Raw genomic sequence first — 13724 nt, 5'->3', positions numbered from 1 at the left:
CATCATGTCCATTCCAGTTAGAAAAAACTTATATGATGCAGTTTTAGAGGCCTCTAAAGCCGATACTTGGGAACAAGCTACCAAAGAATGGAGTGAAGTTTCCTTGATTTTTAATGGAATCGGTCGAAGCAATTGTGTCTGCGGTAATGCTATTAAGTATGCTTATGAACTTTTTAACGGAGTTACTGGCAAACGACTTTTTCCCATTGGGAGTGACTGTGTGCGTCATTTCCAAAAAATTAGCCTAGATCAACAGCTAGAAGAGGAAGAAAAACTTCTCAGAAAGCTTGAAAATCTAACCAGAAAGGCCCAGAAAAAAGAAGCCATTCGAGTTAATAAAACAGATTTTGATGAGCGACTGATCAACTGGCTATGGGAAAAGGGAGCTTTTAAGTCAAATCGAGGTAATCAATTCTCACCAGAGAAGGATCATCAACTCTTTTTGGAAGTTTTTCAAGGTGGAAGTTGGAGTAAGGCAGAGCCTTTGAAGAAAGCTCGTATGGAGGAAGTCCTTGAAAAATTTATCAAACCCTTTCTACTTGGAAAATCTGACGATCAACTCTATCTTGTTAAACTAGGAAAAGAAAAAATTGACTATGAGCAGGAACTTCGCATCAAGGCTGAAAAGGAACGAAAGAAGCGGGACAAGATTGCTAAACAATATGCGGATAACCTGGTTCTAGCAATGGGACCAGCTGAACGTGCTTATCAGGATTACTTTGGATTGAGCGAAACACTGACACTAGAGGAGCGCCAGTGGGAAAAAATTCTCTTTGGTAAAAATCGTGCAGAACGTTCTATCAAATCAAAACAGTACCAGAGAGAGCTTGAAAAGGATCAACGCATTGCTAGTCAAGACCCTCTTGAAAGAAAACAAAAGCAAGTCTGGTTGCTTAACTCGTATTTTAAGGATATACCCGAAGAAAAAGCTCGCTTTTCCCGACTTCTAATCATGTATCGAAAAACTGGAGAAATTCCATTTTCAACTGACTATCTCTCTAACACTTTGTTTGACTTTTTCTACAAAATGAAGGCTTTTGAATTTGAAATATCACCTGATCAGGTACGTGATTTTCTTAAGGAATGTTTAGATGCGGAGAATCTATCGTCCGCACAAAAATCTTGGATAGAAGGCATTTTAACCAACTGCATCAAACCTTTTTTAGAAAGAATGTTAGTATAGCAGGACTTTTCGTCCTGCATGGAGAGACTCATTATTGTTAAAATTATGTCTCTAAATAATTTTACATAATTTTATTTATGTGTCAACTTAAAATTTTTGTATCAACATTAAAAATTAGAAAGAAACTATGTCAAAAGAAATCGATATCGAATATTATCACCAACTAGCCTTACAAAAACAAAAAGAGCATCGGAAGTTTTTAGGAAATCTGAAAAAGAAAGCACCTAAAAATTTGGATAAAATTGCCCTTGAAATCCATCAAGAAGTTTTTACTGAAATTGATTGTACAGCCTGCGCTAACTGTTGCAAGAGTCTTGGTCCAGACTTCAAAGAAGCAGATATCACACGTATCGCAAAATACTTTAAAATGAAATTGCCAGCCTTTGAAGCTGAGTTTTTGCAAGTAGATGAAGATGGAGATAAGGTCTTCAAATCGATGCCCTGTCCATTTTTAGGAGGTGATAATCTCTGTTCCATCTACGACGTTCGTCCCAAAGCCTGTCGTGAATTTCCACATACTGACCGTAAGAAGATTTACCAAATCAATAATCTTACTATTAAAAATACCTTAACTTGTCCAGCAGCCTATCTCTTTGTTGAAAAGTTAAAAGAAAAAATCGAATGAAGGAATCTTTATTCGGTTTTTTCTGTCTTTAATGACAGATTATTGGTGATTTTTACATATTTTTTCAAAAAACATGTAAGATTTCTTAATTTATTAGGTAATTGTTTGCAAACTAAGCGCTTACATAGTATAATGTATGTGAAAATAATATCAATGAATAGGATTTTGCTTATGCATGATCATTTTCATATAAGGAGAAAAAGTGTATGAAAAAACTCACTAAATTTGGCATCATTACAATGTCTGTTTTTGCTCTAAATCTGATATCACAGTCAGTGGTTCAAGCTGATGAAACTAATAGCGAACCAGCAAATGTTTCAGTGACACTAGGTATTACTAATTCAACTGATGCTGAGAACACTTCTTCAGTAGACAATTTGGTTGCACCAGACCCTACTAGTGACACCTCACTAAAATCAGACGAAGAGGATGCCAATTCTTCCTCACCAAAAACTGAAGAAATCCCAACTAATAGCGAAGCTACAACTGGCGGGAAAGAAGATTCAACTGGTAGCAATATCATTGATGAAGGTGGTTACGTCAATGTTGAAGGACTTCCAGCACATTTTAGTGAAGATGGTAAAAGTGTAGTCTACAATTACACTGTAGCCTTTAAAGGAATGCACTCAAGCGATCGTGGGCAAACAGTCCGTGACATTCGTGTTCGTATTCCTAAAATTGCAGGTGCAAAGGCTGATTTCACTTTGGTCGGAACACGAGATGCTAATGAAAATCCTGTAGATGTCAATGTTCCAATGAAAGAGCTTAAGTATTATGATGAATATGATGCGTATTCTGATTCGGATGCGATTGTTCCAACTGCGGAAGAACTAGCAGCGGGTAAGAAACCATCTATTGTAAATATGCAAGATTATGATTTCGGTGATGGAACTGTTAATGTATATGCTGTCAGTTCAAAAACATTGAGATCAACTGCTCTTCGAGTATCTGTAACCGTACCCTTGGAGGAAGCTAAGAAAATCAAGTACTTACCAATCGACGCGAGATTTGCTTGGAAATGTTCTCAAGAAGGTCCGATTGGTTCATTTGAAGAAGGTTGCCAAAGTCTAGAAGAATATCATCAAATTCAACCATATTATCCAGACAGCAATGGAGAAGTCACTTATGGTGCCCTAGGTAATCCAAGCTTAGTAGATGATACTTATGTTCAGAATGACCATCTAATTAGGTCAGTTTCAAACCAAAATACTCATGTTACACCAAATAACGGTGACTGGAAAACTATTCCTCATGATGTTAATATTAATCCTGAGACCTTCTTTAATTATGTTAAAATTTTTACTTTGAAAGCCAATCCTGCTGTTAAATACTATGCTTCAGAATTTGAAGATATGGCTGACCAGGATGTTTCTACGCTTCATTATGGAGATGTAGTGGTGGATTATGTTATCAAAGGGACAAATCAATCTATCAAGGAAACATATAAAGACACACCATTAACTTCTATTTATGGATCTGATGGAAATCTTGTGACATATAATGCTGCTGAAAACGCAGATGAGCGTCCGTCTTCTATCACTGTAGACGGTAAAAAATACAATCTAGTTGGTGTTTCTTCAACATCTGCACCTGAAACAGGTCAGTTAAAAGAAGGTACAACTCATGTTATCTATGAGTATGAGAAAGAACCGGATCCAAAACCAACACCAGATCCAAAACCAACACCGGATCCAAAACCAACACCAGATCCAAAACCAACACCGGATCCAAAACCAACACCAAATCCAGAGCCAACTCCGGATTCAAAACCAACTCCAAATCCTATTCAACCCCAAAATGTTCAATCTACTGAGAAAAAATCAGCTCCAGAAAAAGCTCAGTTACCAAATACAGGAACTTCTGATTCGCCATTACCTATGAATCTTCTTGCTATTTTAGCTGGAATCTTTGGTATTTCACTTTTCAAAAAAAGTAAAAAATCAGAGAGCTAAGTAGATAGTTTTATAAAAAGCCATCCAAATTGGATGGCTTTTTAGTCTAGTCCCCTATATTTCTATAGTTAGAATCTGTACCAAACAGATTTTATTTTTTGGAATTTGTATATTTATTTTTATCTGAAAATTCAAACTAAATTTCTTATTAATTGATAAGTCTTTTCTTTAAGCTTAAAGTTTTTTAAACCTTATCTTAAAGAAAACTGATATAAGGTATTTTTAAGCGATATTCTGTATAGTTATACCATCACCAAAGAAAGAGTATCGATATGAACTACATAGTCATTCCAGCTTATCAACCAGATAATAAACTTATCAAACTCATCGAAAAAATTCATGAAAAGAGTGATTTTCATATCTTAGTCATAGACGACGGCAGTTCATCAGAGTGCCAAAAAATCTTTGACAAAGCAGAACAATATGCTACTGTCATCCGTCACCAAGTGAACAAAGGTAAAGGGCAGGCTCTAAAAACAGCCTTTACTTATATCCAAGAACAAAACATTTATGGTACGGTTGTCACAGCAGATGCTGATGGACAGCACAAGGTATGGGATATTTTCCGCACGGCTAATAAAGCTTCCGAAAATCCAAACAAGCTAATCTTAGGTGTACGTGCCTTTTCAGGAAAAGTTCCCCTTCGTAGCCGTTTTGGTAACAGCTTAACCAAAGCTCTCTTTAAGCTTCAAACAGGAGTAGGAGTAACAGATACGCAAACAGGTCTTCGTGCTTTTACTACAAACTTGATACCGTTTATGCTTAAGATTGAAGGCCAACGTTACGAATATGAAATGAATATGTTGCTCGAAGCAACGAAAGAATACGAGATTTTAGAAGTTCCTATTGAAACTGTCTATATTAATGACAATGAGGCTTCACACTTCCGCCCAATCCAAGACGGGCTCATGATTTATAAAAATATCTTTAAATTTGCCTTATCATCTCTCAGTAGCTTTGTTGTAGACTATGTCGTTTACGCCCTAGCAATCTTGATTTTGCCGACAGTTCCGACGAGTCTACGAATTTTTCTAGCGAACGGAGTCGCTCGTGTGACTAGCTCTATTTTCAACTATTCTACAAATAAAAAACTAGTCTTTAAAAATGACGATAGCCTTGTAAAAACAGGGATGGGGTACTTTGGTCTAGCAGTCGGACTCTTTGTCTTAGACACGCTACTGATTCGTCTCTTCTTTACAGTCTTTGGAATCAACCTTCTGATTGCCAAAGTTATCGTCGGCATCCTTCTCTTCGCTGTCTCTTGGACAGTGCAGAAGAAATTCATCTTTAAAGAAAGGACATCAACTGTATTATGAAATTTTTAAAGAAACGCTATGCTTATGCCTCAGTTCTTGGCCTACTCTTGACAGGATCCTTTAGTTACTCCATGCTAAAGACCTTTGTCCTCGCTGAAACTATCTCGACAGTTGCCACAACTAGCACAAGTTCCAATGCTGCAGCAGCAATTCAAGCTGCTAAGACAGCTACTGTCACTGACTCTAGTTATAAAGATGACAATATTTCCGTCAATTTGTCTGAAACGACGGTCAATAATACACAAGTCTACGTTGCTGATATTACTCTGAGCTCATCAGATTATCTGAAAACTGCCTTTGCTCAAAATGCTTATGGAACTAACGTAACTGCAAAAACCTCTGTAACCGCAGCTGACAACAATGCCATTTTAGCAGTAAACGGGGACTACTATGGTGCTAACTCTACAGGTTATGTTATCCGTAATGGCGTTGTCTATCGTGATACTGTTCGTGAAGATTCTAGTAATGGCGACTTAGCTATTTATAAAGACGGCTCTTTCAAGGTTATTTACGAAGATCAGATATCAGCTGAGCAACTAGTTAATGACGGTGTCGTCAATCTCTTGGCTTTTGGACCAGCCTTGGTCGAAAATGGTGAAATTGCAGTTGATACCAATACAGAAGTAGGACAAGCAATGGCTTCAAATCCTCGTACAGCTATTGGTATTATCGATGAAAATCACTATATCATCGTTGTTTCAGATGGACGTACATCAGAAAGTGAAGGACTCTCTCTTTATCAGCTAGCTGAGGTCATGAAATCTTATGGTGCAAAGACTGCCTACAATCTTGATGGCGGTGGATCATCTACACTTTATTTCAACGGTCAGGTTATCAATAAACCAACGACTGGTGGAAACAAAATTTCAGAAAGGGCGGTGAGTGACATTGTCTACATCGGTTACTAATCTTGGCAAAAAACGTTTTAAGAAAGCAGTCATTTCTTACACACTAATCACTATTTTCTTCTTTGCATTTTCTAGAATTTATGAAGCTTTTAGTTTTGGAGAAACTTCTGTTCATATGCACTATTTATTTGCAGCACCTCTTGTAGGGGGGATTCTACTAGCAATCTTTCTCAAGGTTCTCCCTCATTTCTCTCGTATTAGTCTGAATCTATGGAATTCGTCAGTAGCGATTATTACAGCGGGTACACTTTTCCGAGGAATTGTCAATCTTTCTGGACGCTCAACAACCTTGGATGCACCCTACTGGTATGTTGGGATTGGGTTTGCAATACTAGCAATCGTCACTATTTTCATCAATCCAAACCTTTGGAAGAATTCTACTAAAGCAACTAAAACAAATCGCAAAGAAGTCTATGGTCAGGCATAATGTTATAAAAAAGTAGTCGTTCAGCTGATGTTCGACTACTTTTTATTGACTTTTATTTCTAAAATATTTTAAAAATATTACAAGTTCTTTTCTTCTGAAAGATACTACTTTTATATTTAACAGAATATTGTATAATATAGTGGATAATTACTGTTTTTTACACAATATATAGAAACATCAAATCCACTATTTAGATATTTGTAAGGAGAAAAGAATGAAAAAAATATTGCTGGCAAGTACAGTTGCCCTCTCTATGGCAGGTTTTGCAAAAACGACCGTCTATGCCGAGGATTCTCAAGCTACCAATAATGTTCAATCATCAGAAAAGATTGCTACGAATACAGTCAGCAATGAAAAGAAAAATCAAAGCGAAGCTGAAAAAGCAACTTCTCAAACTCCAGAGACCAAAGAACAACCTTCAAAAGAAACAGTAGTAGAAGTAGTTAACAAAGAAGGTTGGCAAAAAGAAAATAACCAATGGCGTTATTATGAGGATAATCAGCCAGTTTCGAATTGGAAAAAAATAGCTGGTGTTTGGTACTATTTTAATCAAGATGGTATCATGCTTAGTAATACTATCTTTAATGATTACCTATTGAATAATAGCGGTGCTTTGACAGAATCTTCTTGGGTAAAAATTGACAACCAGTGGTATTATTCCACTGAGGACGGGAAAGTTACTCGTAATAATTGGAAAAAGATAGCTGGTGTTTGGTATCGATTCGATGAAAATGGTATCATGATCAGCAATGCTGTTTACGATGATTATCTATTCAAAGCAAGTGGTGCCTTAGCTGAAAATAGCTGGGTAAAAATTGCTGATAAATGGTATTATGGGAATCAAGAAGGTAAAATCAATCGTGACAAGTGGGCAAAGATTGATGGACAATGGTATCGATTTGATGAATCTGGTGCCATGCTAAGTGCTACTATTTATAAAGACTATCTCCTCAAGACTAGTGGAGCTATGGCAGAAAATGCCTGGGCAAAACTCGAAGATAAGTGGTATTATGCTACAGCATCAGGAAAAATTATTCGCGACAAGTGGGAGAAAATCAGCGGTTCATGGTACTATTTTAATAAAGACGGTGTCATGTTAAGTAGCCAATGGAAAGAGAAATACTATCTAAAAGATAGTGGAGCCATGGCCAAAAGTGAATGGATTTTCGATGAAAAATACAAGAGCTGGTTCTATCTCAAATCAGACGGCACCTATGCTGAAAATCAATGGGTAGGTTCTTACTATCTCAAACCTTTTGGTTATATGGCAAAAAATGAATGGATTTTCGATAAGGACTACAATGCTTGGTATTATTTAAAAGAAGACGGAGCTTATGTAACTGGGAACTTCACCATTAACGGGAAAGACTATACGTTCCAAAGCAATGGAAAATGGATTTCTGATACAGCAGCATACTATAAAGTAAAACCAATTACAGCAAATGTATATAGCGCTTCTGGTGAGAAACTCAGCTATATTTCCCAAGGAAGTATTGTAGCGATTGATGGTGCAGAAGCCAAAGACGGTCGACTTCCAGTCAAAATTTCAGGCCTTTCAGGATATATGAACAAGAGTGATCTAGTAGCGGTCAGCTCTGATAGTGACTTTATTCCTCACTATGCCACTGATGGTAACTATCTCTACCACGAATTGTCACCATACGCAAGTATCCGTGTAGCACCTCATAGTTCATCAATGGCAATTGGCAAAAAATACTATTCAGCTGATGGTATCAATTTTGAAAACTTTACAGTTGAAAATCCTTTCTTATTTAGAGATTTAAGAAAACCAAGCAATTACACAGCTGAAGAATTAGATAAAGTCTATTCTCTTATGAATATCAAGGGAAGTCGTCTGGCAGGTAAGGGTGCAATCTTTAAAGAAGCTGAAGAACGCTATCAGATCAACGCTCTCTATCTAATTGCCCATAGCGCCCTTGAAAGTTCATGGGGACGTAGCCAAATTGCTAAGGATAAAAATAACTTCTTTGGTATCGCAGCTTACGATACAACACCATATGATTCAGCTAAAAGCTTTGACGATGTTGACAAGGGTATCTTAGGTGCAGCTAAGTGGATTCGCGAAAATTACATCGATAATGGCAGAACATACCTAGGAAATAAATCATCAGGTATGAATGTTCTTTATGCTTCAGATCCATACTGGGGAGAAAAAATTGCAAGCATCATGATGTCAATTAACAGCAAGCTTGGTGAAAAAGACTAAAAATTATTAAAATCGATAACGACTGTATAGTGGTTATCGATTTTGCTTATCAAGAGAAACTTGAAAAATGAACTTTATGAAACAGTATTTCGAGAATACAAATATAAGAGGAATTGATTTACGTGACTTAGGGATTGACGCATACGCTTATGATTATTCAGTAATCCCAGACTTACTTGATAATCTCAAAACCAATAATCAAATTATACTAGGTGGAGATGTTTTTTGCTACAAGAATGGCCAATTGACACATACTTATGATAATTGGTATTACGAAAAACAAGATCCAACTATTGATAGCAGGAAATCCATTTTCCAAACAGAAAAGTATATCAGCAACTATGTAAAAAATCATGGTGAACACTATTATTTTTCAATCGTTTTAGACAATGAGAAATTTCATTTGTGACTGATTTACTTAGAAAACATTTTACAATCGGCATTGAATCAAGCGTCAAATACGAGAAATCATGTTATAATAAAAGATAGTGATTTATTTTAGAAAAAGGATTTGTATTTAATTTTTGAAACTGGAAAAATAGATACAAATCCAATAAGAGAAAGGAATTATACTCTCATGGCAACTATTCAATGGTTTCCTGGACACATGTCTAAGGCGCGTCGTCAGGTTCAGGAAAATTTAAAATTCGTTGATTTTGTGACAGTTTTAGTAGATGCACGTTTGCCCTTGTCAAGTCAAAATCCGATGCTGACGAAAATCATCGGAGATAAACCAAGACTATTGATTTTGAACAAGGCAGACCTAGCAGACCCAGCATTAACAAAAGAATGGCGTCAGCACTTTGAATCACAAGGCATTCAAACACTGGCAATCAATTCTAAAGAGCAAATTACGGTAAAAGTCGTAACGGATGCTGCTAAGAAACTCATGGCAGATAAAATCGCTCGTCAAAAGGAACGTGGGATTCAAATCGAAACCTTACGTACCATGATAATCGGTATTCCAAACGCTGGTAAATCAACCCTGATGAACCGTTTGGCTGGTAAGAAAATTGCTGTAGTTGGTAACAAGCCAGGTGTGACAAAAGGTCAGCAATGGCTTAAAACCAATAAGGACCTTGAAATCTTGGACACTCCGGGGATTCTCTGGCCAAAATTCGAAGATGAAACCGTAGCACTCAAGCTTGCATTAACTGGAGCTATCAAAGATCAGTTGCTTCCAATGGATGAAGTGACGATCTTCGGGCTTAATTATTTTAAAACACATTATCCTGATAAGCTTCAAGAACGTTTTAAACAAATGAATCTGGACGATGAAGCTCCTGAAATTATCATGGACATGACTCGTATCCTTGGTTTCCGTGATGATTATGATCGTTTTTACAATCTCTTCGTCAAAGAAGTTCGTGATGGAAAACTAGGTAACTATACATTAGATACATTGGAAGACCTCGATGGCAACGATTAAAGAAATAAAAGAAGAATTAGCAAAGATAACTGAACTTGAAAGTCCTCTGTTTAAGGAATTTGAAAAAGATTCTCGTTCAGGTGTACAAAAGGAAATTGAAAAGCGTAAGAAAGCCATTCAAGCTGAAATTGATGAAAATCTCCGCATAGAAGCCATGCTTAGCTATGAAAAAGAGCTTTATGCTCAAGGTATTAGCTTAATTGCAGGTGTAGATGAAGTTGGACGTGGGCCTTTAGCTGGGCCTGTTGTTGCTGCAGCAGTCATTCTGCCAAATAATTGTAAGATAAAAGGCTTGAATGACAGTAAAAAGATCCCTAAGAAAAAACATGAGGAGATTTTTCAAGCCGTTAAGGACAATGCTCTAGCAATTGGTATTGGCATTATGGACAATCAAGTCATTGATCAAGTCAATATCTATGAAGCAACTAAACTAGCTATGAAAGAAGCTATCTCTCAGCTTGACCCTCAACCAGAACATCTTTTGATTGATGCTATGAAGTTGGATTTGCCGATTTCTCAGACATCCATCATCAAAGGTGATGCCAACTCCTTATCTATTGCAGCAGCATCTATCATTGCTAAGGTTACAAGAGATAAGATCATGGCTAACTATGACGAAGAATTTCCAGGCTATGATTTTGCTCAAAATGCTGGCTATGGAACTGCTAAGCATCTAGAAGGAATTGAAAAGCATGGTGTCACACCTATTCATCGCACCAGTTTTGAACCGATTAAAACGATCGTTTCAGAAATTAGTAAAAGATAATTAAAGGAGAGAATTATGGAGGAACAATCGGAAATACTTAGTTCCAAGAAAGAATTTGCCTTCGCGTCCAGTACGATCTTAGCTCAAGTAGGGCGAGGTATTATTGTCGGATTAGTCGTAGGAATTATTGTAGGATCATTTCGATTTTTGATCGAAAAAGGCTTTCATATCGTTCAAGGATTTTATCAAGACCAAGAGAATCTGATACGGAATCTATTGATTATTTTATTGTTTTATATGCTAATTTGCTTAGTTAGTGCCAAATTAACACGCTCAGAAAAAGATATCAAAGGTTCTGGTATTCCTCAAGTTGAGGCAGAGTTAAAAGGTCTCATGTCTCTCAAATGGTGGAGTATTCTCTGGAAAAAATATATTTTAGGTATATTAGCAATTGCGAGCGGACTCATGTTAGGCCGTGAAGGTCCCAGTATTCAGCTAGGTGCCGCTGGAGGAAAAGGAATTGCTAAATGGCTCAAGTCTAGCCCTGTTGAGGAGCGTTCTTTGATTGCTAGCGGAGCTGCTGCTGGACTTGCTGCAGCCTTTAATGCACCGATTGCGGGGTTATTATTTGTAGTAGAAGAAGTCTATCACCATTTTTCACGATTCTTCTGGGTTTCTACCTTGGCTGCTAGTCTAGTAGCAAACTTTGTTTCCCTTCTTATCTTTGGCTTAACACCTGTACTTGATATGCCGGACAATATCCCTCTCATGAACTTGAGCCAATATTGGATTTATCTGGTGATGGGAATTTTTCTTGGACTCTCAGGTTTTCTTTATGAAAAAGCCGTTCTGAATGTCGGAAAAGTTTATGATTGGATTGGGAAAAAGGTTCACATTGACAAAGCTTATCATCCAATTTTTGCCTTTATTTTTATTATTCCAGTAGGAATATTTCTACCTCAAATACTTGGTGGAGGCAATCAGGTTGTCTTATCCTTAACAGAACAAGATTATAGTTTCCAAATTCTTTTAATTTACTTCATCATTCGCTTTATCTGGAGCATGATTAGTTACGGAAGTGGACTGCCAGGTGGTATTTTCTTGCCAATTTTAGCTTTAGGCTCCTTACTTGGTGCTCTAGTAGGCGTTATTTGTGTCAATCTAGGCCTTGTTACCCAACAGCAATTTCCTATATTTGTAATTCTTGGAATGAGCGGTTATTTTGGGGCTATCTCAAAAGCACCTTTGACAGCTATGATTCTTGTGACGGAAATGGTTGGTGACATCCGCAATCTCATGCCTTTAGGTATGGTGACACTAGTTGCCTACATCGTCATGGATTTACTAAAAGGAGCGCCTGTCTATGAAGCTATGCTGGAAAAAATGTTACCTGAATCAGCAACTGATGATGGAGAAGTTACACTAATTGAAATTCCGGTTTCAGACAAAATAGCTGGTAAACAAGTACACGAACTCAATTTACCTCATAATGTCCTCATCACAACCCAAGTACATAACGGTAAAAGTAAAACAGTTAATGGATCTACAAGGATGTATCTAGGTGATATGATTCATCTCGTGATTCCAAAAAGTGAAATTGGAAAAGTAAAAGATTTGTTGCTGTAGGAACCCGTTTACATAATTTATGTTATGTTGTATCAGATAATGATTTAAGAAAAAGATTTTTCAGACTTATTTGATCGACAGATTCTTATAGATGAAAACAATATAAAAACAAAAACTCGGTCCCTAAAAGATGGAATCGAGTTTTTATATTATATTTGAATAGACTGAAGAAGATTAGAAATTTTAAAACTATAAGTTCAATGAAGCAATGAATTACCAAATTATAAGCGATTTTTTCAAAATTAAAAGTTTATGTACAATTGACTTAACGTGAGCTAAACTATTGATACAACTGAATTAGAAGCATAAAGTACATTCTTTAAGGAGTGTACTTTATTTTTATTTTGTACATTATTTTGAAGTGTTATTTTGTATATTTTCTAGTTCATAACATCATCTGATTTAAGGAATTGATTTGTACATTTTTACTCTAATAGGTGCAGAAGAAGTAGTGGTTCAATTGTGCATTTTTTGAAGCTTATTTAAGTTCCTATTGAACGCAAGATATAGATTTTTACTCGTGGTGCTAGTTAATCTCAAAGTATCTCAGATTATAAGTCAGTACAATTTACTCCATTCTCAACTGCAATCCTGTTAAGCCTCTAGCAAGTGTTTGTTCGACATCAAAAAAAGCACAAAGTTCTGAAAATCGAGTTTCAATAGTCCGTCTCATAGCCATTAGTTTACAATGATTATGTTGTTTAGCTCTTGCCATATTTTGACGTAAAGGCGTCCAAAGATGGTAACCTTTCTGTTTCAACTGTTCTCTAAGTTCATAGCTAAGATAAGCTAAATCAGCTAAAACATAGAGTTGAGAACAATTTTCTAGTAAGTCATCAACTGCCCTAATATCATGTACTGAGGCAGGCGTTACAACATAATTCAGAATATAGCCTGATAGGGTGACCAGCATATGTACTTTGAATCCATAGACCCAAAGGTGCTTAGAGGAATTGTAACCAATGTCGGCTAGTTCATTAAAAACATGTGCTCTATGATTACGGACTGGTTGACAACGTGATAAGGGGAAACTATCTATGATGACAATGTTATTGGGAGAAATTTGAGTATTTATGGCTTGCCGAATAATTTGGACTAACCAAATCAACTGCCTTGACCGTCGATTAAACCGACTTCTTTCAAGGAGACACCCACAAGGATTCTTGTTTAGAAGCACCGAATCATCAAGAAGGAGCATCCTGAGGTTCCAGCATTTGAAGAATATGACAAGCTACTTGAAACAATCAAAAAATCCCTATAAAGGGATTTTTTAATACCTATAAAGGGATTTTTTAATACCTATAAAGGGATTTTTTAATACCTAT

Annotated in this window: 11 protein-coding genes and 1 pseudogene; 11 read left to right on the top strand and 1 reads right to left on the bottom strand. The window is 36.6% G+C overall.

The genetic code is table 11. The features are described 5' to 3' along the window. The first annotated feature begins 4 nt into the window (after positions 1–4). From E7C97_RS03490 to E7C97_RS03440, 11 genes are all read left to right on the top strand, one after another. Positions 5–1183, top strand: coding sequence for a hypothetical protein (locus E7C97_RS03490; protein ID WP_316108158.1), 1179 nt, complete (start codon positions 5–7; stop codon positions 1181–1183). Between the two features lie 127 nt (positions 1184–1310). Next, a complete protein-coding gene (locus E7C97_RS03485) occupies positions 1311–1808 on the top strand; it encodes a YkgJ family cysteine cluster protein (RefSeq protein ID WP_075230170.1) in 498 nt (165 codons plus the stop codon). A 206-nt stretch (positions 1809–2014) separates the two neighbouring features. Beyond that, positions 2015–3760, top strand: a complete 1746-nt coding sequence (locus E7C97_RS03480) for an LPXTG cell wall anchor domain-containing protein (protein WP_316108157.1) — start codon at positions 2015–2017, stop codon at positions 3758–3760. 272 nt (positions 3761–4032) lie between these two features. Next, positions 4033–5076, top strand: coding sequence for a glycosyltransferase (locus E7C97_RS03475; protein ID WP_398581201.1), 1044 nt, complete (start codon positions 4033–4035; stop codon positions 5074–5076). Beyond that, positions 5073–5984, top strand: coding sequence for a phosphodiester glycosidase family protein (locus tag E7C97_RS03470; protein WP_223140948.1), 912 nt, complete (start codon positions 5073–5075; stop codon positions 5982–5984). The genes E7C97_RS03475 and E7C97_RS03470 overlap by 4 nt, the downstream gene beginning before the upstream one ends. Further along, positions 5965–6411, top strand: coding sequence for a hypothetical protein (locus E7C97_RS03465; RefSeq protein ID WP_316108169.1), 447 nt, complete (start codon positions 5965–5967; stop codon positions 6409–6411). The genes E7C97_RS03470 and E7C97_RS03465 overlap by 20 nt, the downstream gene beginning before the upstream one ends. A gap of 214 nt (positions 6412–6625) precedes the next feature. Continuing rightward, on the top strand, positions 6626–8638 hold the full coding sequence (locus E7C97_RS03460) for a glucosaminidase domain-containing protein (protein ID WP_316108156.1): 2013 nt from the start codon (positions 6626–6628) through the stop codon (positions 8636–8638). Positions 8639–8714: 76 nt separating this feature from the next. Next, the gene (gene imm40, locus E7C97_RS03455) at positions 8715–9047 is read left to right on the top strand and encodes an Imm40 family immunity protein (protein WP_316108155.1); all 333 of its coding nucleotides are present in this window, start codon (positions 8715–8717) and stop codon (positions 9045–9047) included. Positions 9048–9215: 168 nt separating this feature from the next. Continuing rightward, positions 9216–10067: a ribosome biogenesis GTPase YlqF gene (gene ylqF / locus E7C97_RS03450; RefSeq protein ID WP_316108154.1), complete on the top strand. Its 852-nt coding sequence runs from the start codon at positions 9216–9218 to the stop codon at positions 10065–10067. Further along, on the top strand, positions 10054–10833 hold the full coding sequence (locus E7C97_RS03445) for a ribonuclease HII (RefSeq protein WP_316108153.1): 780 nt from the start codon (positions 10054–10056) through the stop codon (positions 10831–10833). The genes ylqF and E7C97_RS03445 overlap by 14 nt, the downstream gene beginning before the upstream one ends. A gap of 15 nt (positions 10834–10848) precedes the next feature. Next, on the top strand, positions 10849–12399 hold the full coding sequence (locus tag E7C97_RS03440; RefSeq protein WP_316108152.1) for a chloride channel protein: 1551 nt from the start codon (positions 10849–10851) through the stop codon (positions 12397–12399). A 568-nt stretch (positions 12400–12967) separates the two neighbouring features. On the opposite strand, the pseudogene E7C97_RS03435 reads toward E7C97_RS03440, so the two are convergent. Beyond that, positions 12968–13558 (bottom strand): annotated as a pseudogene (locus tag E7C97_RS03435) (IS982 family transposase); the annotation flags it as partial. Between the last annotated feature and the right edge of the window lie 166 nt (positions 13559–13724).

Source organism: Streptococcus sp. (assembly GCF_032481935.1).
Taxonomy (GTDB): domain Bacteria; phylum Bacillota; class Bacilli; order Lactobacillales; family Streptococcaceae; genus Streptococcus.
The sequence above is the reverse complement of the archived record's forward strand: the minus strand, read 5'-3'. Positions and strand labels throughout refer to the sequence as shown.